This is a genomic window from Acinetobacter lwoffii, from assembly GCF_024129735.1.
Lineage (GTDB): Bacteria > Pseudomonadota > Gammaproteobacteria > Pseudomonadales > Moraxellaceae > Acinetobacter > Acinetobacter lwoffii_H.
In genome coordinates this window covers 1-20,250 of the sequence record NZ_JAMXXK010000025.1, presented here as the reverse complement: position 1 = coordinate 20,250, position 20,250 = coordinate 1, and the positions used below count along the sequence as shown (strand labels likewise).

At 45.7% G+C, this 20,250-nt stretch carries 18 protein-coding genes; 17 read left to right on the top strand and 1 reads right to left on the bottom strand.

The features are described 5' to 3' along the window. The first annotated feature begins 423 nt into the window (after positions 1-423). Positions 424-1,140, top strand: coding sequence for a response regulator transcription factor BfmR (bfmR, locus tag NI469_RS08715; protein ID WP_004280782.1), 717 nt, complete (start codon positions 424-426; stop codon positions 1,138-1,140). A 42-nt stretch (positions 1,141-1,182) separates the two neighbouring features. Continuing rightward, positions 1,183-2,856, top strand: a complete 1,674-nt coding sequence (gene bfmS / locus NI469_RS08710; protein ID WP_253174867.1) for a sensor histidine kinase BfmS — start codon at positions 1,183-1,185, stop codon at positions 2,854-2,856. Between the two features lie 66 nt (positions 2,857-2,922). Here bfmS and NI469_RS08705 read toward each other — a convergent pair whose 3' ends face one another. After that, entirely contained in the window at positions 2,923-3,279 is a 357-nt protein-coding gene (locus NI469_RS08705) for a hypothetical protein (protein ID WP_005252677.1), read from the bottom strand. A gap of 572 nt (positions 3,280-3,851) precedes the next feature. On the opposite strand from NI469_RS08705, the gene ndhC reads away from it, so the two are divergent. The 15 genes from ndhC (at position 3,852) to NI469_RS08630 (ending at position 20,104) form a co-directional block, all read left to right on the top strand. Then, positions 3,852-4,397: an NADH-quinone oxidoreductase subunit A gene (ndhC, locus tag NI469_RS08700; protein ID WP_044111083.1), complete on the top strand. Its 546-nt coding sequence runs from the start codon at positions 3,852-3,854 to the stop codon at positions 4,395-4,397. Between the two features lie 6 nt (positions 4,398-4,403). Continuing rightward, positions 4,404-5,084 (top strand): NuoB/complex I 20 kDa subunit family protein, encoded by a 681-nt coding sequence (locus NI469_RS08695; RefSeq protein WP_004280778.1) that lies wholly within the window; start codon positions 4,404-4,406, stop codon positions 5,082-5,084. Between the two features lie 91 nt (positions 5,085-5,175). Further along, positions 5,176-6,963, top strand: a complete 1,788-nt coding sequence (gene nuoC, locus NI469_RS08690; RefSeq protein ID WP_253174865.1) for an NADH-quinone oxidoreductase subunit C/D — start codon at positions 5,176-5,178, stop codon at positions 6,961-6,963. A gap of 14 nt (positions 6,964-6,977) precedes the next feature. Continuing rightward, positions 6,978-7,487 carry an NADH-quinone oxidoreductase subunit NuoE gene (gene nuoE / locus NI469_RS08685; RefSeq protein WP_253174863.1) on the top strand — a complete coding sequence of 170 codons (510 nt, stop codon included), beginning with the start codon at positions 6,978-6,980 and terminating at the stop codon, positions 7,485-7,487. Next, positions 7,484-8,815 carry an NADH-quinone oxidoreductase subunit NuoF gene (nuoF, locus tag NI469_RS08680; protein ID WP_253174861.1) on the top strand — a complete coding sequence of 444 codons (1,332 nt, stop codon included), beginning with the start codon at positions 7,484-7,486 and terminating at the stop codon, positions 8,813-8,815. The genes nuoE and nuoF overlap by 4 nt, the downstream gene beginning before the upstream one ends. Before the next feature lie 11 nt (positions 8,816-8,826). Beyond that, entirely contained in the window at positions 8,827-11,505 is a 2,679-nt protein-coding gene (nuoG, locus tag NI469_RS08675) for an NADH-quinone oxidoreductase subunit NuoG (protein ID WP_253174859.1), read from the top strand. Between the two features lie 3 nt (positions 11,506-11,508). After that, the gene (gene nuoH, locus NI469_RS08670) at positions 11,509-12,525 is read left to right on the top strand and encodes an NADH-quinone oxidoreductase subunit NuoH (RefSeq protein WP_004280772.1); all 1,017 of its coding nucleotides are present in this window, start codon (positions 11,509-11,511) and stop codon (positions 12,523-12,525) included. Between the two features lie 18 nt (positions 12,526-12,543). Continuing rightward, positions 12,544-13,086, top strand: coding sequence for an NADH-quinone oxidoreductase subunit NuoI (gene nuoI, locus NI469_RS08665; RefSeq protein WP_004280771.1), 543 nt, complete (start codon positions 12,544-12,546; stop codon positions 13,084-13,086). Beyond that, positions 13,086-13,604 (top strand): NADH-quinone oxidoreductase subunit J, encoded by a 519-nt coding sequence (gene nuoJ / locus NI469_RS08660; RefSeq protein WP_171054322.1) that lies wholly within the window; start codon positions 13,086-13,088, stop codon positions 13,602-13,604. Before nuoI ends, nuoJ begins: the two co-directional genes overlap by 1 nt. Then, positions 13,604-13,912, top strand: a complete 309-nt coding sequence (gene nuoK / locus NI469_RS08655; RefSeq protein ID WP_004280769.1) for an NADH-quinone oxidoreductase subunit NuoK — start codon at positions 13,604-13,606, stop codon at positions 13,910-13,912. Before nuoJ ends, nuoK begins: the two co-directional genes overlap by 1 nt. Next, positions 13,909-15,804, top strand: a complete 1,896-nt coding sequence (gene nuoL, locus NI469_RS08650) for an NADH-quinone oxidoreductase subunit L (RefSeq protein WP_253148105.1) — start codon at positions 13,909-13,911, stop codon at positions 15,802-15,804. The genes nuoK and nuoL overlap by 4 nt, the downstream gene beginning before the upstream one ends. Position 15,805: 1 nt before the next feature. Next, positions 15,806-17,419 (top strand): NADH-quinone oxidoreductase subunit M, encoded by a 1,614-nt coding sequence (gene nuoM / locus NI469_RS08645; RefSeq protein WP_004280767.1) that lies wholly within the window; start codon positions 15,806-15,808, stop codon positions 17,417-17,419. Between the two features lie 3 nt (positions 17,420-17,422). Next, complete coding sequence (nuoN, locus tag NI469_RS08640; protein ID WP_004645875.1) at positions 17,423-18,967, top strand: NADH-quinone oxidoreductase subunit NuoN; 1,545 nt, start codon at positions 17,423-17,425, stop codon at positions 18,965-18,967. 123 nt (positions 18,968-19,090) lie between these two features. After that, a complete protein-coding gene (upp, locus tag NI469_RS08635) occupies positions 19,091-19,726 on the top strand; it encodes a uracil phosphoribosyltransferase (RefSeq protein WP_004280765.1) in 636 nt (211 codons plus the stop codon). 84 nt (positions 19,727-19,810) lie between these two features. Next, on the top strand, positions 19,811-20,104 hold the full coding sequence (locus tag NI469_RS08630; RefSeq protein ID WP_004732065.1) for a cold shock domain-containing protein: 294 nt from the start codon (positions 19,811-19,813) through the stop codon (positions 20,102-20,104). Positions 20,105-20,250: the final 146 nt, after the last annotated feature.

Here is a 20,250-nt window from a genome sequence, read left to right as displayed (position 1 = left end):
AGATCAATATTGACATTTAGCTAAATATTTTTCTTAAGTTGTGCTTTAATCATTGCAAAAATATCGCTATTTTTATTGATTTTTGTATAAGCCTTATCCGGCAAGGCATAGCATAACAAAGTCCAAAGAAAGTGCTTATAGATAACACTGTGGATAACTAAAAAGTGCTGAATCAAGCAGTCATATTTTGTCCATGTAATAGTTGTGTAAATCGAAAATCAGATCTAAGCCACTGTTTCAAGCATAATTGTCCAAAAAATGCACGATAAAATATTACAAAATGCTATCTTGATGTATCAGTTTGGTGAACGCTATCTTGTTTACAATGTAAACGTGTGTATATTGCAAGCATATTAAAAACGTATCTATTGGATTTCAAAAGGATACGCCTATAGCGTAGATCCACCAAATAAGGGGCAATACATGAGCCAAGAAGAAAAGTTACCCAAGATTTTAATTGTTGAAGATGACGAGCGTCTTGCTCGTTTAACGCAAGAATACCTCATTCGTAATGGACTTGAGGTGGGGGTAGAGCCGGATGGTAACCGTGCCATTCGTCGGATTATTGCCGAGCAGCCAGATATGGTGGTGCTGGATGTGATGTTACCAGGTGCTGATGGCTTGACCATTTGCCGTGAAGTGCGCCCACATTATCATCAACCGATTTTGATGTTGACTGCGCGTACTGAAGACATGGATCAGGTTTTGGGTCTGGAAATGGGTGCAGATGACTATGTCGCGAAGCCTGTTCAGCCGCGTGTATTGCTGGCGCGTATCCGTGCATTGTTGCGTCGTACTGACAAGGTGCCTGAAGATGAAGTGGCACAGCGCATCGAATTTGATGATCTGGTCATCGACAATGGCGGCCGTTCAGTGACCTTAAATGGCGATCTGGTTGATTTTACCAGTGCAGAATATGACCTGTTATGGTTGCTTGCATCGAATGCTGGCCGTATTCTCTCTCGCGAAGATATTTTCGAGCGTTTACGTGGTATCGAATATGATGGTCAAGACCGCTCAATCGATGTGCGTATTTCTCGTATCCGTCCAAAAATCGGTGACGATCCAGAAAATCCGAAGCGTATTAAAACAGTACGTAGTAAAGGTTATCTTTTCGTTAAAGAGACCAATGGTCTTTAAGCAAATGTGGTTTGTTGCTTGAACAAGCAGGATAAATTATAGGTGTTTAAACACAGTATATTTTTGCGTATATACGCAGGACTCGTCATCCTTGTCGTCTTGGTGGCGGTGTTCGGCTATTTGTTGGTACAGATTATCAACTATCAGCGTGCGCAAGAATATCGCGAATCCTTGACTGATGGTATGGCATATATCATCAGTGAAGGGGTTGCACGCCAGCCAAATCTCCAGCAAAAGATGGATTGGGTTTCTGATGCCTCCGATTTGCTGGAATTGCCCATTCACTATGTAGAAGCCAGCAAGGTCGACATTACCCGTGCTGAAGGGCGCCGTATTGCCGAACGAAAAGCGGTGGTGCGTTGGGACGCTGAATCGGGTATTGCCTATATTGTGGTTGGGCTGCGTGATGACCCGGGTCATTACCTTTATATTAAGGCCGACAGTATTACTGAGCGCCAGATGAAGGCCTTACCAGTCTTTATTCTGGACTATCTGGTCTACTATCCAGGTCAGGAAAAAGAATATCTGGCTCGTATTCAGGATTATTTTTCTTATCCGGTTTCTATCGAAAATGTCCAGAATCTACCTTTAGACTCCGAGCAAATCGGACGTCTGCGTCTGGATCACAGCATCATTTTATACCGCGATAATGCCTCTATTCGTGGTACCACAATTTCAATTATTTCACCGATTCCTGGTTCGACCTCGCAAGTATTGGTCATGGGGCCGGTACCCTTGTTTAACTGGATGCCATTCCAGTTGGCGACCGGTATTACCTTATTAAGCCTGTTTGTGTTGAGTCTGGGTGTTTATGGTCTGCTGGTTCCGATGCAGCGCAAGTTACGTGAAGTCAGCTATGCCTTAAACAAAATGAAATCGGGTAACATGTCATTGCGTCTTCCTGTGGAAGGCAGTGACGAGATGTCTACACTGGCATCTAGCTATAACAATATGTCAGACCATATCCAGCGTTTGATCGAAGCGCAGCGTGAGCTGATGCGTGCGGTGTCGCATGAGTTGCGTACACCGGTGGCACGGATCCGCTTTGGTGTGGAAATGATGGCGGATGAAGATGACTACGATTATCGTCTGCAGCAGGTGGAGCAGATTGATAAAGATATTGAAGCGCTGAATACCCTGATTGATGAGATCATGACCTATGCCAAACTGGAACAGGGCATGCCGTCGATTGAGTTTGAGCAGATTGATCTGTATGACGTACTGAATCAGGTGGCACAAGAAACTGAGGCGCTGAAAACCCAAAAAATCATTGAATTACATCCAATGCCTGTTGCAGTCACGGTAGAGGCGGAGCGTCGCTATCTGCATCGTGTGATTCAGAATCTGGTGGGGAATGCCATCCGTTATTGTGATCATAAAATCTTGATTAGCGGTGGTCTGGACCAAGATGGTCAGGCCTATGTCTCTGTTGAAGATGATGGGCCGGGGATTCCGGAAATAGATCGTGCCCGAATTTTTGAAGCCTTTGCCCGGCTGGATGACAGCCGCACCCGTGCTTCGGGTGGTTATGGTTTGGGTTTATCCATTGTCAGCCGGATTGCGTACTGGTTTGGTGGTACGATTCAGGTGGATCAAAGTCCGACGCTGGGTGGCGCGCGTTTTACCATGACCTGGCCGGCACAGCGTTATGTCAAGAAGAGTAAGCGCAAGATGCTAGAAAAAAAGCCTGAGGAAGCGAGTGATCATTTAGCTTGATATTGTATAAATGATTTTAGTCATAAAAAACGATGCATCGGCATCGTTTTTTATTAGGAGCGATTTTTATTCCTGAATGGTCGCATCAGGTTCAATGAGTGATTTACCCTCTTTTAAGCTTTGTAGCGCTTCAGAGTTAAAGTCGATCACCAGTTTGGTATTTTTCGCATCGACGTTATAACGCTGAATCAGTTTTTGGTCGCCTGATAACGTTTCGACTTTATATTCGTCAGCGATATTCATAATGCCATCCAGATTGATGCTGGAAGAAGCATGGTCCTCTTGAAAAAGTGCATGGATGTCACGTAAGTCAAAAGCTGCCTGGCTTATGTTGGGGTTTTTCTGGATGTAATTTTCTATATGTCGAACCAGTAATTGAGCAAATAAAAAATAATTCGGCTTATGCGAAAAGCGTAGAGACATGCAAGGACTCCTTATTGTTACTTTATTAATGTCATGATGTGGTTTAGAAATAGAAATAACATATTCTGAATCAGTCCGTTGAGCATGTTGCAAAAAGACACAATTGCCAATCCAAGATTACCAAGTGGCTGCAGGAGGTAAATCAACCGTTAAGTGTAAAAAATCATATTAAATATCAAGTTAAATCAATTGGTTTGAAAGAAAAAATTATTGTTAAAATAAGTTTTTATCCGATTTAACTTGGATTCAATAGTGAAAAGGACTATATCTAAATGGGTAGACGAGAAAAGCAGCTTATCGATCAGTCTGTTTTCTGGTAGCGCTATTTATAGAAAAATTAATAGATAATTAAAATTTAATTTAGGAAAACGATTAAAACGAATTCTGAATGATTAAAGTCAAATTAAATGCTGAAATGTCTAAAAAATCATCCCAAAGACTAAGGCTTATAAACTAGCAAGTGAAATCCAAAATCAGGTACAATTGGCGGGATTAATTTTGTGTTTGGTGTATTTGAAGGCCAATACATACATTCTTTGTTAACAAATAGGCCTGCCAGGAGTTATCCCCGCATGAGTGCTATTACTCCATACGAATGGGCAATTATTGCCTTCGTGATCGGCGTTACATTTTTATGCGTCTTTATGCTGACTGTCCCATTACTCCTCGGGGGTAAATCATGGGGCCGTGCCAAGCAGGAGCAGTTTGAGTCAGGTGTAGTTAGCGCAGGTGGAGCTCGTATCCGCTTGTCTGCAAAGTTCTATTTAGTTGCAATTTTCTTTGTGGTGTTTGATTTAGAAGCACTTTATCTATATGCATGGGCGGTTTCTGTTCGTGAAGTAGGTTGGATTGGTTTTGCAACTGCAGCTATCTTTATCATAGTTTTACTTGTTGGTTTGATTTACGAATTATCGACAGGCGCACTCAATTGGGCACCTTCAGACAGACGTAAGGCAGCAGGAATTAAAGCTAAGATTGGTTCGCCAAATATGGATCTTGCAGAAATTACGCGCTTCAACTCGGTTGAAGAATTGGTGATGGATCCAACGGGTCAAATCCCGGCTCAATCATCTGGTTTTGTGAAAAAGTCACAAACTCAATTATCTGATAAGGAGTAAGACGGGATGAAATATACATTAACCCGTGCGAATCCGAATGCTGACCAATATCCACTTCAGGAACGTATTGTTGTAGAAGATCCGTTGCTAGAAGAAGAAGTGAATAAAAATGTATTCATGACTCGCTTAGAGGATGTGGTACATACAGCAGTCAACTGGGGTCGTAAAAACTCAGTTTGGCCATTTAACTTTGGTACATCTTGCTGCTACGTGGAATATGCAACGACCTTGACCGGCGTGCATGACTTGTCACGTTTTGGTGCCGAGGTTATCCGTGCTTCACCGCGTCAGGCGGACTTAATGATTGTGGCGGGTACATGCTTTGTGAAAATGGCGCCGGTAATTCAGCGTCTGTATGAACAGATGCTTGAACCGAAATGGGTCATTTCAATGGGTGCATGTGCCAACTCAGGTGGTATGTACGATATTTATTCAGTCGTACAAGGTGTGGATAAAATCATCCCGGTCGATGTGTATATTCCAGGTTGCCCACCACGTCCTGAAGCTTTGATTCAGGCATTAATGCTGTTGCAAGACCAGATTCAACTAGAGCGTCGTCCGCTTTCTGCGGTGATCGGTGATGATCTTAAGCCAGTGTATAAGCCAAAGATGATGCCGGAACGTGACCGTAAGAAAGACCAGCGTGTTGCTGTGAAAAATCTGCGCTCAATGGATGAAATTAAATAATTTAAACGACAGGTTGTTTTGTTGTGCACCCGCTATGGGTGTAATTGTCGTTTAGGTTGACTGAATTTGTATTAAATAGGAAGCCAAGCCAATGGCTGAAACTGACATTGCTATGCCAGAATCAACGCCTGTTGATTCACGCCCAGCATTTGCCATTATTGAAGAACTCAAAACCAAATTTGGTGAGAACTTCTTTGTGCAAACGACTTTCGAGGATTTCCCGACAGTCTGGGTTGAGCGCGCACGTGTACAAGACGTTTTAATGTTCTTGCGTACAGTGTCACGTCCTTACGTGATGTTGTTCGACTTGTCAGCGGTAGATGAGCGTCTGCGTACGCACCGCGACGGTTTACCTGCGTCTGACTTCACCGTGTTCTATCACTTGTTGTCGCTCGAGCGTAATACTGACATTCGTATTAAAGTTGCCTTAGCTGAAAGCGATTTGAATCTTCCAACGGCAACCAATATTTGGCCAAATGCCAACTGGTATGAACGCGAAGCTTACGATATGTTCGGGATCAATTTCGAAGGGCATCCAATGCTCCGTCGTATCTTGTTGCCAACCTATTGGGAAGGTCATCCGCTACGTAAAGAATATTCTGCACGTGCGACCGAATATACGCCGTATTTGCAAGATAAAGCCAAACAGGACTACGAACAGGAACATCTTCGTTTCGTCCCTGAAGATTGGGGTATGAAGCGCGGCAATGCCGATGAAGACTTCATGTTCCTGAACTTGGGTCCGAACCATCCATCTGCGCACGGTGCGTTCCGTGTGATCTTGCAGCTGGACGGTGAAGAAGTGAAAGACTGTGTGCCTGATATCGGTTATCACCACCGTGGTGTGGAAAAGATGGCTGAACGTCAAACCTGGCATTCATTCATTCCGTATACAGACCGTGTCGACTACCTCGGTGGTTGTGCGCAAAACATGCCTTACGTGCTTGGCGTAGAGCAAATGGCCGGTATTACGGTTCCTGACCGTGCGCAATGTATCCGCGTGATGATGTCTGAACTGTTCCGTATCAATAACCACTTGCTGTTCATTGGTACTGCGATTCAGGATGCCGGCGGTATGACGCCAGTCTTCTACATGTTCGCTGACCGTCAAAAAATCTATGACGCGATTGAAGCGATCACCGGTTACCGTATGCACCCGGCATGGTTCCGTATCGGTGGTACAGCACATGACCTTCCAAACAACTGGCAGCACCTGATCCGTGAAATTCTGGACTGGATGCCGAAACGTTTGAAGGAATACCATACTGCAGCGCTGAAAAACTCGGTGTTTGTGGGTCGTACCCGTAATGTTGCGCAATACGATGCAAAATCTGCATTGGCTTGGGGTGTAACAGGTACAGGTCTACGCGCTACAGGTATCGACTTTGACGTACGTAAATACCGTCCATATAGCGGTTATGAAAATTACGACTTCGAAGTGCCGGTTGAGTACGAAGGCGATGCCTATGCACGTGTCATCGTTCACTACCGTGAAATCGAAGAATCACTGAAAATTATCAAACAATGTTTAGATAATATGCCGTCTGGTGCGTACAAAGCAGACCATCCACTGGCTGTTCCACCACCAAAAGACAAGACATTACAAGATATTGAAACCTTGATTACGCACTTCCTGAGCGTGTCATGGGGTCCTGTAATGCCGGCGGGTGAAGCATCTGTGATGGCGGAAGTGGTGAAAGGCGCGTCGAACTACTACTTGACTTCAGACAAGTCAACTATGAGTTACCGTACCCGTATCCGTACACCAACCTTCACGCATTTACAGCAAATGCCTTCTGTGATTAACGGCAGCTTAATGTCTGACTTAATCATTTATTTAGCGACCATTGACGTCGTAATGGCTGACGTGGATCGCTAAGGGGTAAACGCATTATGATGATTTTGACTGATAAAAAGCCACGTGTGAATGTTGAAGGAATTTTGACTGAGGACGAAATTCACGATATCGAACATCACATGGGGCACTACCCATACCCACGTGCAGCGTGTCTAGATGCGCTGAAGTGTGTACAACGCCGTAATGGCTGGGTAGATGATGCGCAAATGAATGCCATCGCACAAATGCTGAGCATGAGCGTTGCAGACCTTGAAGGTGTGGCAACGTTCTATAACCGTATTTACCGTCAGCCGGTCGGTCGTCACGTAATTCTGTTATGTGATTCGATTGCGTGTTTCTTGATGGGTGCGGAAACTTTGGCAGAAGCATTCCAGCGCGAATTAGGCATTCAGTTTGGTCAAACGACTGCAGATGGTCGTTTTACTTTGCTGCCAATTTGCTGTCTGGGCAACTGTGACAAAGGTCCAACCTTAATGATTGATGAAGACACGCACGGTCTGGTTGAAGTGACTTCGGTGAAACAGCTGTTGGAGAAGTATGTATGAATACTGAACCAAAACCAATTTATGGCGACGGTAACCCGGAAACGCATCCATTAACATGGCGTTTAAGCAAACAAGCCAACGTACGTAATGCAGATGATTACGAAGCGCTGGAAGGTTATGCAGGCTTTAAAAAAGCACTGACCATGTCGCCTAAAGATGTATTGGAAGTGGTTAAGGCAGCGACTGTTAAAGGTCGTGGTGGTGCAGGCTTCCCGGCAGGCATCAAATGGTCACTCATGGCGCCAAACGACAACTCAGGTCCACGTTACCTGATTTGTAATGCCGATGAGATGGAACCAGGTACCTTTAAAGACCGTTTGTTGATGGAAGATCTTCCGCATCAATTGATCGAAGGGATGCTGATTGCGGGTTATACGCTTGAAGCAACACATGGTTATATCTTTATCCGTGGCGAGTACATCGAAGCTGCTCAGTACTTAAATGAAGCACTTGAGCAAGTTCGTGCCAAAGGTTACTTAGGGGATAATATCCTTGGTACAGGCTGGAACTTCGAGTTACACGTGCATACTGGTGCGGGTCGTTATATCTGCGGTGAAGAAACTGCATTGATTAACTCGCTTGAAGGTCGCCGTGCCAACCCGCGTACCAAACCGCCATTCCCGCAAGTTGCAGGTGCTTGGGGTCGTCCTACGATTGTCAACAACGTAGAGACCTACAACAACTTACCGGCAATCATGCTGCGTGGTCCTGAATGGTATATCAACTTATCTGCGGGTAAGTCGAAAGATCCAGGCACCAAGATTTATGGTGCGTCAGGTAAGGTGAAATTCCCGGGTCTATGGGAACTTCCATTTGGTACAACAGCACGTGAAGTAATTGAAGACCATGCTGGTGGTATGCGCGACGGCTTAAAACTGAAAGCATGGTTACCGGGTGGTGCATCGACTGACTTCCTGGCTGCCGAGCATATTGATCTTCCTATGGATGCGGAAAGCATCATGAAAGCAGGTTCGCGTTTAGGGACTTGTTTGTTGATGGTGGTAGATGAAACCCAATGTATGGTTTCAGCGACACGTAACCTGGAAGAATTCTTTGCACGCGAATCATGTGGTTTCTGTACCCCTTGCCGTGATGGCTTGCCTTGGGCAGTGAAAGCGTTAAAAGCGCTGGAAAATGGCACAGGTAAACAGGAAGATATCGATCACTTACAAGAGTTAACGCGTAAGCTTTGGATCGGTAAAACTTTCTGTGCCCACGCACCGGGTGCAATGGAACCGCTCATGGGCGCACTCAAACATTTCCGTGGCGAATTTGAAGCGAAGGTGGTGAATGCCGCTGCTCAAGTTAGCTCCGTAGAACAAGCTTAAGGAATTCGACTATGGCTACAATTCATGTCGATGGCAAATCGTATGAAGTCAACGGCTCGGAAAACTTGCTACAAGCATGTTTGAGTCTTGGCATTGATATCCCATACTTTTGTTGGCATCCGTCCTTAGGTTCTGTCGGTTCTTGCCGTCAATGTGCCGTGACTCAATACGCGAATCCGGAAGATACCCGTGGTCGTTTGGTCATGTCATGTATGACGCCTGCATCTGACAATACCTACATCTCGATTGAAGACAAAGAAGCCAAAGATTTCCGTGCTTCGATTGTTGAATTCTTGATGACCAACCACCCGCACGACTGTCCAGTCTGTGAAGAGGGTGGTCACTGTCATTTACAAGATATGACCGTAATGACGCAGCATGACCGTCGTCGCTACCGTTTCACCAAACGTACCCATTACAACCAAGAGCTAGGCTCATTCATTTCTCATGAAATGAACCGTTGTATCGCGTGTTACCGTTGTGTGCGTTATTACAAAGACTATGCAGGTGGTACGGACTTTGGCGTATATGCCAACGCATCACGTGTGTATTTCGGTCGTCCGGAATCAGGCACTTTAGAATCTGAATTCTCGGGTAACCTGACTGAAGTCTGTCCAACAGGTGTATTTACCGATAAAACTCATTCGGCTCGCTACAACCGTAAATGGGACATGCAGTATGCGCCAAGCGTATGCCAAGGCTGTTCTTCAGGTTGTAACATCTCTCCGGGTGAGCGTTATGGCGAACTTCGCCGCGTAGAAAACCGTTATAACGGTGAAGTCAACCAATACTTCCTATGCGACAAAGGCCGTTTCGGTACAGGTTATGTGAACCGTGCAGACCGTCCACGTCAACCACAATTCCGTCAAGGTGCAACTGTTGAAACTGTTTCAGTGGATGCAGCACTCGACACGGTCATTGCAAATATCCAGGGCAAAAAAGTACTGGGTATTGGTTCACCGCGTGCATCACTTGAATCAAACTTCGCACTTCGTGAGTTGGTGGGTCAAGAGAACTTCTCTACAGGTCTGTCTCAAAAAGAGCAAAACCTGGTTGAGTTGGCAGCTTCTATCATGCAAACCGAGGGTGTTTACAACCCGAACATGCGTGAAATTGAAAGCTACGATGCAGTGCTGATCTTAGGTGAAGACCTGACCCAAACTGCGCCTCGTATGGCTTTATCTGTTCGCCAGGCTGCGAAAAATAAAGGCAAAGAGATGGCGGCAGAGCGCCGTACGCAAGAATGGTTGGCTGAACCGGTACAACGTATTGCCCAAGATGCCAAATCTCCGATTTACATCCTGGCTGCGACACAAACCCGTTTGTCTGATGTTGCCGAAGGTGAAGTGGTTGCTTCTCCAAACGATATTGCGCGTTTAGGTTTTGCGGTTGCTGCAGCAGTTGCGGGTGAAACGATTCTTGGTTTAGATGACGATGCCAAAGCATTTGCACAAACCATTGCGGACACTTTAAAAGCTGCGAAGAAACCACTGATCATCTCAGGTACAAGCTTGCAAGATCCTGCCATTATGGAAGCTGCTGCACAAGTTGCACAGAATCTGGGTAATGCAGGTCTGACTTTGACGGTTCCTGAAGTGAACTCGATGGGTATGGCAATCTTTGGTGGTCAAAGCCTAGAGCAAGCATTTGCACAAGATTACGATACTGTAATTGTGGTTGAAAACGACCTTTACCGTCGTCTTCCTGCTGCACAGGTCGATGCTGCACTTGCAGGTAAAGATGTGATCGTACTGGATCACTCTGAAACTGCAACAGTGAAAAAAGCCGACATCGTACTTTCTGCTGCATCGTTTGCTGAAGGTGATGGTACTGTCGTTTCTCAAGAAGGCCGTGCACAACGTTTCTACCAAGTGTATGACCCAAGCTACTACAATCCTGAATTGGCGATCAAGGAATCTTGGCGCTGGTTACACGCTCTGGAAACAGGCGTAAAAGGCAAAGCGATTTCTTGGACTTTACTGGATGATGTGATCGAGTCAGTGGCGAAAAACGTTCCTGCGCTTGAAGGCATTCTGGATGTTGCACCTGATGCGGGCTTCCGTGTTCATGGCTTGAAAGTGGCACGTGAACCACGTCGTTACTCAGGTCGTACTTCAATGCGTTCGCCATTGTCTGTACATGAGCCGAAACAGCCTACAGATAAAGACTCTGCATTAACATTCTCGATGGAAGGTTATGTCGGAGACCAGACTCCATCTCCACTGGTTCCATTTGCATGGTCTGCAGGCTGGAACTCGCCACAAGCTTGGAACAAGTTCCAGGAAACTGTGGGTGGTTCACTGAAAGGTGGTGATTCAGGCGTTCGTTTATTCGACCGTTTGGCAAAACGTCCGGCACGTACATTCGTTGCACCGGCACCTGTTCTGGTCAATGCTGAAAGCTTCCGTCTAGTACCGATGCACCATATTTTTGGTTCAGGTGAATTCACGGTAAAAACACCAGCGATGGAAACGCGTATTCCTGAAGCGGTATTTGCAGTGGGTGAGCAGGATGCAGCGCGCCTGAATGTTCAAGATGGTCAGACAATCACGGTGAAAGCAGGTGAGACATCAATCGTTCTTCCAGTTCAAGTGATTGAATATTTACCGACAGGTTATATTGGCTACCCAATCGGTCTGGCACCGACGGTATCTCTTGCAGAGCCTGTTTCAGTCGCGGTAGGAGTGTAATTCATGGAACAAGAATTAATCCGTCAAACGCCGCTGTGGGCTGAAAACTGGCCAATTGCCTATTCAGTCATTCAAGCGATTGTGATCTTGCTGGTTGTAGTACTGATCGCTGCGTTGATGTCTTTTATTGAACGTCGTTTACTCGGCTTGTGGCAAGACCGTTATGGTCCGAACCGTGTTGGTCCGGGCGGTATGTTCCAGATTGTTGCCGACATGCTGAAAATCATGTTCAAGGAAGACTGGACACCTAAGTTTGCTGACAAATTGACGTTCCGTATGGCGCCAGCAGTTGCGATGGCAACTGCGGTGCTGTCGTTCATGGTTATTCCTGTATCACCTTATTTAGGTGTAGCAGACATGAACATCGGCCTGTTGTTCTTTATGGCAATGGCGGGTATTGCAGTTTATGCAGTCCTGTTCGGTGGCTGGTCATCAAACAACAAATATGCCTTACTGGGCGGTTTACGTTCTGCGGCTCAGACCATTTCTTATGAAGTGTTCTTGGGTATCTCGTTGATGGGTGTGGTGGCAATTGCCGGCTCATTCAACATGCGTGAAATCGTTGAAGCGCAAAAAGATGTTTGGTTTGTAATTCCCCAGTTCCTGGGTTTCTTGATCTTCGTGGTTGCGGGTGTTGCGGTAACGCATCGTCATCCATTTGACCAACCAGAAGCAGAACAGGAACTGGCAGAAGGTTACCATGTTGAATACGGCGGTATGAAGTGGGGGATGTTCTTCGTTGCGGAATACGTCAACGTGGTACTGATCTCTGCATTGATCGTGACGTTATTCTTCGGTGGCTGGCTTGCGCCATTCAACCTTGATATTCCGTTCCTTCCAGCAGCATTCTGGTTCATTATCAAAACAGCATTCTTTGTAATGATGTTTGTACTGGCGCGTGGTTCATTAATGCGTCCACGTTATGACCAGGTGATGAACTTTGGTTGGAAAATTTGCTTGCCATTGGCGTTGGTTAACCTTTTGGTAACTGGTGCTGTGATTCTGATGAATCAGGCCTAAGACAGCAGGGAGAACAAAATGTTTAAATTTCTAGCTGGATTCGGGTCAATCGTTCGTTCGTTGTGGATGGTGTTCAGCCACGCAACACGTAAACGTGACACCATTTTATATCCGGAAGTGCCGGCCGAAGAAATCGTGCCACCACGCTTCCGTGGTCGTATCGTATTGACGCGCGACCCTGATGGCGAAGAACGCTGTGTGGCATGTAACCTGTGTGCGGTTGCCTGTCCGGTAGGCTGTATTTCACTACAAAAAGCAGAACGTGAAGATGGTCGCTGGTATCCGGAATTTTTCCGTATCAACTTCTCGCGTTGTATTTTCTGCGGTATGTGTGAAGAAGCGTGTCCAACCACTGCGATTCAGATGACCCCGGACTTTGAGCTTGGCGAATATGTTCGTCAGGACTTGGTCTATGAAAAAGAACACCTGCTGATTTCTGGTCCTGGTAAATATCCTGACTATAACTTCTACCGTGTCACCGGTATGGCAGTTGCTGGTAAGGACAAAGGTCAAGCACAGCGTGAAAGTGCACCTGTTGATGTACGGAGTCTATTACCATGATGTGGCCATTTTATTTAATGGCCCTCGTGGCCATTGTCTCTACGGTTCGCGTGGTCACTAACGCGAATCCGGTACATGCTTTATTAAGTCTGATCGTGTCATTGCTTGCAGTCGCAGGCATGTTCCTGATCGTGGGTGCACCATTCGCTGGTGCGCTGGAAGTGATTGTTTATGCGGGCGCGATCATGGTGTTGTTCGTGTTCGTAGTGATGATGCTGAACCTGGGTGAGCAGACCGTTGAACAAGAACGCAAATGGTTGACCTCATCGGCTTGGGCTTATCCGGCGTTGATGAGCTTCCTGATCGGCTTGGTACTGGTATGGGTATTAAACTCTGATTACACACAAGCTTCACTGGTAATGGGTACAGAAATGGTGGGCCCGAAAGCAGTGGGTCAAGCACTCTTTACGCAATACTTGTTGTTGGTTGAAGTTGCCGCGATGTTATTGCTTGCTGCCCTGGTAGCTGCATTCCATTTAGGTAAACGTGAACCAGATGCAGAAGAGGAAAAAGAATAATGGGCAACATCCCTTTAGAGCATGGTTTGATCGTTGCATCTATTCTCTTTGCACTGGGTTTTTACGGTGTAATGGTGCGACGCAACCTACTATTTATTTTAATGAGCCTTGAAATCATGATGAACGCTGCTGCTTTAGCGTTCGTCCTGGCGGGCAGTGCATGGGCACAGCCAGATGGTCAGATCATGTTTATCCTGATCCTGACGCTTGCTGCGGCAGAGGCTTGTATTGGTCTTGCGATCGTCCTTCAGTTCTATCATCGCTTCCATCACCTGGATGTGGATGCTGCTAGTGAGATGCGCGGATGAGTTATTTATATCTAACAATTTTATTTCCGCTCATTGGTTTTGTCCTGTTAGCGGCGGGGCGTAACAAGCTTCCGGAATCTGTTGCAGCAATGATTGGTGTCGGTGCAGTCGGTTTATCTGCACTGTTCGCACTGATTGCGGGTATGGACTTTGTGAATAATGGTTCAACTGCAGTTGTGCAACATCTCTGGACCTGGTTCAGTGTTGGCGGTTTTGCTCCGGGCATCAGCTTGCAGCTGGATGGCTTGTCTTTATTGATGCTGGGCATGGTGACAGGCGTGGGTTTCTTAATTCACATCTTTGCATCATGGTACATGCGCGGTGAAGAAGACTTCGCACGTTTCTTCTCTTACTTCAACCTGTTCGTTGCAAGCATGTTATTGCTGGTATTGGGTGACAACCTGGCGTTGTTATTCCTGGGTTGGGAAGGCGTAGGTCTGTGTTCATACCTGCTGATCGGTTATTACTACCAGAACCCTGCAAACGGTCTGGCGGCAATCAAGGCATTTACCGTGACCCGTATTGGTGACGTATTCCTGCTGATTGCCATGTTCCTGATCTTCCAGCAATTCGGTACCTTGAACATTCAGTACATCGTCGAAAATGCGGCGACTGTAATGACGCAAAGTTCTTCATTGACCATCTGGACAGCATTGCTCTTATTCTTGGGTGCGGCAGGTAAATCTGCACAGATCCCGTTACAAACATGGTTAGCCGATGCGATGGCAGGTCCGACACCTGTTTCTGCATTGATCCATGCTGCAACAATGGTAACAGCCGGTGTTTACCTGTGCTGCCGTCTGTTCGCAGTCTTTGAACTTGCACCAGAAGTGATGGTATTTATTTCGATCACAGGTGCGGTGACCTTGCTTGTGGCTGGTTTTGCTGCACTGGTTCAAACCGACATCAAACGTATTCTGGCATACTCAACCATGAGTCAGCTCGGTTATATGTTTATGGCGGTAGGTGCTGAAGCATACCAGGCAGGTCTGTTCCATATGCTGACTCACGCATTCTTCAAGGCACTCTTGTTCTTGTCGTCTGGTGCAGTGATTCTGGCTTATCATCACGAACAAAACATCTTCAAGATGGGCGGTCTGTTCTACAAGAACAAATTCCTGTTTGCATGTTTCGCGATTGGTGGCGGTGCATTGGCAGCGATTCCATTCCTGACCATTGGTTTCTTCTCAAAAGACGCGATTCTTGCTGCAGTCTGGACGCAAAGTCATATTGCTGGTTTACCAGTATATAACACGCTGTACTGGGTCGGTGTTGCAGGTGCATTCTTAACGTCTATTTATACATTCCGTTTAATCTGGGTTGTATTCTTCGGCAAAGAAAATACGCCTTATCACGAAATCAAAGGTGCAACTTACTGGGCGCCACTGGCGATTCTTGCTGTACTTTCAACAGGTCTGGCGATCGTCCTGAAAGCACCGGTAATGAGCATTCTGGATGCAGCCCAAATTCCAGCCTTCATTATTCCTGAAGCGCTTGAAGCAGGTGCACATGGTGCTGAATACATCGCAATCGCTGTTGCTTTAACAGGTCTTGCAGTCGGTGTCGTGCTGTTCGCTTTTGCTTACAATGCAGTCAAACGTTTTGCAGCCACTTCTGTAGGTGCTGGCCTGGTCAACATCTGCCGTAACGCATTAGGTTTCGATACGCTGTATGACCTCATTTTCGTGAAGCCATATTTAATGTTCGCGAAGATCTTTGGTCGTGATCCAATTGATGGCCTATGGCTGGTACTTCCTGCACTTGTTAAAGGTGGTCACAGCTTTACAAGTTCACGTCAAACCGGTTCACTGCGTGAATATGCATCTAGTATGGGGCTCGGTGTCGTTGTCCTACTGATGATCTTGATCGTGATTCAGGTCGTGGGGAAATAAAATGGAAGCTCCAAACAATATTATTTTGCCGGCTCTGATCCTCATTCCGTTCATTGCAGGTTTCATATGCTGGTTGGTCGATAAACTCGACCAACACTTGCCGCGTTATATCGCGCTGATCGGTATGCTGGTGACCTTGGTCTTGACCATAGTCCTTTGGCAGACTGGTACTTACAACTATGAATTAGGCGGTGCTACACCTTCGTGGGCTGCCGAATTCAAATTGCCTTGGATTCAAACCCTGGGCATTAACATTCACTTAGCAGTGGATGGTTTATCACTTCTTATGGTTGGCTTGACTGCACTCCTGGGTGTATTGGCAGTAGGCTGTTCATGGGGCGAGATTCAAAAGAACGTTGGTTTCTTCCACTTGAACCTTTTATGGTCTTTAGGTGGTGTCATCGGTGTGTTTCTGGCGATTGACTTATTCCTGTTCTTCTTCTTCTGGGAGATGATGCTGGTACCGATCTACTTCCTGATTGCCCTTTGGGGTCATAAAGGGGCAGAAGGCAAGTCACGTGTTTATGCAGCTAACAAGTTCTTCATTTACACGCAGGTTGCCGGTTTGGTGATGCTGATTGGTATCCTTGGTCTGGTGACTGTGGGCTATACCATGACTGGCGAAATCCGTTTCGACTACAACTATCTATTAGGTGTGGCGAATACGCTTGACGCTCAGGCGCCAGCGGTGGCTTATGCATTCATGATCTGTTTATTCATCGGTTTTGCGGTAAAACTTCCAGTTTTCCCATTACACGGCTGGTTACCAGATGCGCATGCGCAAGCACCAACAGCGGGTTCTGTCGATCTTGCAGGTATCTTGATTAAGACTGCGGCGTACGGTTTATTACGTTTCGTGATTCCGTTCTTCCCGGCAGCGTCTGCACAGTTTGCAGACTTCGCAATCATTCTTGGTTTAATCGGTATTTTCTACGGTGCTTGGTGTGCTTTCCAGCAAACCGACATGAAACGCCTGTTGGCTTATACCTCTATTTCACACATGGGCTTCGTTTTACTTGCGATCTACGCAGGTAACATCCTGACCTTCCAAGGTCTGATGATCATGATGTTGGCACATGGTATTTCATCTGCTGCACTGTTCATTATGTGTGGTCAGGTATATGAGCGTGTGCATACGCGTGATATGCGTTTGATGGGTGGTATGCGTGGTCAATTCCCGTATCTTGCATTCTTCCTGATGTTCTTCGTTGCGGCGTTGGTTGGTATTCCAGGTCTAGGTAACTTCATTGGTGAGTTCCTGATCCTGATGGGTGCTTATGCGAAATTTCCGGCGTTTACCATTCTTGCGGCAATCAGCTTGGTATTTGCGGGTTTGTACGGTTTGATCCTGATTCACAAAGCCCTGTTTGGTGTACCAAATGAAGCACAACAGCAGCACTATACAAATCCATTAAAAGATCTAAATGCACGTGAAATCGCATTATTGTTGATCTGTGCGTTTGGTCTACTTTGGCTTGGTCTATATCCACAAAGCTTCCTTGACGTTTCTAACTCAAGCATGGCGTGGTTAGCGAATAGCTACATTCCAGTTCAAGAAGTGGTTGAAGTTGCTGATCAAGTAACGACTCAACTTGAAAATGTGGAGATCCAATAAGCCATGAACTTCACAATGTCTTTTTCTGAGCTTATGCCTCTAGCACCTGTGATGATCGTGTCGTTAACTGCGATCGTCGTGATGTTGCTGACCGCAATCAAGCGTAACCATAACCTAGTGGCTACCACCACGGTGATTGGTTTAAACCTTGCTGCGTTCTATATCATTTTCGTTTTGTTGGCAGGCGTGTTTGCACCTGCCAACGTGATGAATCTGTTCATCGTAGATCCATTTACGATGCTGTACCAGTTTGTGATCCTGATTGCTGCACTTGCATGTGCAACGCTATCTCACGCGTATATCGAAACCTATAAAGATAACCGTGAAGAGTTATATATCCTGATGCTGACATCCGTTGCGGGTGCCATGCTAATGGTGGCTAGCTCACACTATGCATCATTCTTTATCAGCCTTGAGTTGATGTCGATTCCTGTATATGGCTTGTTGGCATATACACATCAACGTTCTCAATCGCTTGAAGCGGGTGTGAAATATCTGGTGCTTTCAGCAACTGCGTCAGCAATGCTGCTCATGGGTATGGCATATATTTATGCATATACAGGTACTTTAAGTTTCGTGGCTGAACCAGGCAAACTGTTTACTGTATTCAGTCAACCGGCTGTCGTGATTGGTCTGGCATTAATTGTATTTGCAGTAGCATTTAAATTATCGCTGGCACCATTCCACAAATGGACACCAGACGTATATGCTGGTGCACCAGCGCCAATCGCGACTTTCCTTGCGACTGTTGCGAAAGTAGCCATGATTGGTCTGTTTGTTCGTTATGCGTTGTCTTCGGGTCTAATTCTGGCAGACAGCTTCGTCACGATCATCTCAATTATTGCGGTTCTGTCTATCCTTGCAGGTAACTTGCTGGCGGTTCGCCAGGTGAACTTGAAACGTATCCTGGCATACTCTTCAATTGCACACTTTGGTTATTTGCTGGTTGCCATCGTAAGTTCACGTAATACGGATTTCTTACAGGTTCAAGGTTTCGCGACTTTTGAAAGTGTAAACGTCTACGTGATTACCTATGTATTAACCACGATCGGTGCGTTCGGTGTTGTTACGCTGATGTCTAGTCCGTATAACAATACGGATGAAGCGGGTAGTCTGGCTGAATACCGTGGTCTGTTCTGGCGCCGTCCAGTATTGACTGCTGTATTGACGGTGATGATGCTGTCTCTTGCAGGTATTCCTTTAACTGCCGGCTTTATCGGTAAGTTCCTGGTAATTAAAACTGCGGTTGCAGGCGAAGCCTGGTTCCTGACTGCGATGGTTATCTTGGGTTCTGGTATCGGTTTGTACTACTACCTACGTGTGATGGTTGTGCTTTACATGACACCACCTGAAACACCACGTCTAGATGCGGTGAATCATTGGGGTCAAAAAGTCGGTGGTATCATGGTACTTCTTGCTGCGCTTGCGGTACTTGTGATCGGTGTCTACCCAGATCCAGTGATTGCAGTATCTAAATATGCATTCTTTGCCATGTCACCTGAATTGCAACAGTTCATTTTCACTTTGGTTCAAAGTGGTTTTAACTAATATCTGCAAAGATTGACGTTATTACAAAAAAGCCTCCATGATTGGGGGCTTTTTTATTTATACAAATCAATAAAAGCCTTTATAATAGCGGAAATTTATCTTTAACCTTTTAGGTGTTCTCCCGTGGCAATCCATGAAATCCGTCATCCGCTCATTCGACATAAGCTTGGTTTACTCCGTCGTGCAGATATCAGTACCAAGAATTTCCGTGAGTTAGCTCAAGAAGTGACCATGCTTCTGACTTATGAAGCAACTAAAGACCTGCCAATGGTTGAACATGATATTGATGGCTGGAATGGTGCTGTTACAGTTGATCGTATTGCGGGTAAAAAAATCACGGTTGTGCCAATTCTACGTGCCGGTATTGGCATGCTTGACGGTTTCCTGAACCTGATTCCAAGTGCAAAAGTATCAGTACTTGGTTTAGAGCGTGATGAAGAAACTCTGGAAGCACGTACCTATTATAAAAAACTGGTTCCAGACGTACAAAACCGTATCGCAATGATCATTGATCCAATGTTGGCGACCGGTTCTTCTTTAGTGGCTGCAATTGATGTACTGAAAGCCAGCGGCTGTAAAGATATTCGTGTGATGGTTCTAGTTGCTGCACCAGAAGGCATTAAGCGTGTAGAAGCTACGCATCCGGATGTTGTGATTTTTACTGCTTCTATCGATAATGGCTTAAATGAAAATGGTTATATCGTTCCAGGTCTTGGCGATGCTGGGGATAAAATCTTTGGTTCAGTTCAAAAAGACTAATTTTTGAATATGATGAAAAAAGGGGCTACTACAGCCTCTTTTTTATATAATGTAGACAGGGCATTTTCAGGATAGGACAATAGCATGAAAGATGAATTGTATCAGGGCAAAATCAAACAGTATGACCCTGCCAAAGGTTTCGGTTTTATTGGCTGCGCTGAGGGAGATGTATTCTTCCATATTTCAGACTTCCCTGCGGCAGAAGGCGAGCCAAAACGCAATGAACGCGTGAAATTTAATGTTGTTGAAAATGGCGATAAGTACAAAGCGATCAAGATTGAACGTGTCGAAGACAACTCAAAGAAAGCTAAAAAAACCAAAGTGGCAACACACAATAAATCAATTACATCGGCATTGTTAAATAACTTCCGTGGTTAATGGATTATTCTCATACTTAATCTTTTTTAATCACATTTAAAAAGAGGCTTTCGAGCCACTGCTGTCCCATAGTTTGCTTTAAATAAAAAAACCTGAGTCCTAACAGTTAAAATATGAGTGCAAACAAACACTTTAACGACCAGGAT

What these genes read in the sequence shown, in the direction of transcription:
- bfmR (WP_004280782.1), top strand. Translation starts at nt 424, where the DNA reads ATGAGCCAAGAAGAAAAGTTACCCAAGATTTTAATTGTTGAAGATGAC.
- nuoM (WP_004280767.1), top strand. Translation starts at nt 15,806, where the DNA reads ATGGAAGCTCCAAACAATATTATTTTGCCGGCTCTGATCCTCATTCCG.
- NI469_RS08695 (WP_004280778.1), top strand. Translation starts at nt 4,404, where the DNA reads ATGAAATATACATTAACCCGTGCGAATCCGAATGCTGACCAATATCCA.
- NI469_RS08705 (WP_005252677.1), bottom strand. Translation starts at nt 3,279, where the DNA reads ATGTCTCTACGCTTTTCGCATAAGCCGAATTATTTTTTATTTGCTCAA.
- nuoL (WP_253148105.1), top strand. Translation starts at nt 13,909, where the DNA reads ATGAGTTATTTATATCTAACAATTTTATTTCCGCTCATTGGTTTTGTC.
- nuoK (WP_004280769.1), top strand. Translation starts at nt 13,604, where the DNA reads ATGGGCAACATCCCTTTAGAGCATGGTTTGATCGTTGCATCTATTCTC.
- nuoC (WP_253174865.1), top strand. Translation starts at nt 5,176, where the DNA reads ATGGCTGAAACTGACATTGCTATGCCAGAATCAACGCCTGTTGATTCA.
- nuoE (WP_253174863.1), top strand. Translation starts at nt 6,978, where the DNA reads ATGATGATTTTGACTGATAAAAAGCCACGTGTGAATGTTGAAGGAATT.
- nuoF (WP_253174861.1), top strand. Translation starts at nt 7,484, where the DNA reads ATGAATACTGAACCAAAACCAATTTATGGCGACGGTAACCCGGAAACG.
- nuoH (WP_004280772.1), top strand. Translation starts at nt 11,509, where the DNA reads ATGGAACAAGAATTAATCCGTCAAACGCCGCTGTGGGCTGAAAACTGG.
- ndhC (WP_044111083.1), top strand. Translation starts at nt 3,852, where the DNA reads ATGAGTGCTATTACTCCATACGAATGGGCAATTATTGCCTTCGTGATC.
- nuoG (WP_253174859.1), top strand. Translation starts at nt 8,827, where the DNA reads ATGGCTACAATTCATGTCGATGGCAAATCGTATGAAGTCAACGGCTCG.
- nuoI (WP_004280771.1), top strand. Translation starts at nt 12,544, where the DNA reads ATGTTTAAATTTCTAGCTGGATTCGGGTCAATCGTTCGTTCGTTGTGG.
- nuoN (WP_004645875.1), top strand. Translation starts at nt 17,423, where the DNA reads ATGAACTTCACAATGTCTTTTTCTGAGCTTATGCCTCTAGCACCTGTG.
- nuoJ (WP_171054322.1), top strand. Translation starts at nt 13,086, where the DNA reads ATGTGGCCATTTTATTTAATGGCCCTCGTGGCCATTGTCTCTACGGTT.
- NI469_RS08630 (WP_004732065.1), top strand. Translation starts at nt 19,811, where the DNA reads ATGAAAGATGAATTGTATCAGGGCAAAATCAAACAGTATGACCCTGCC.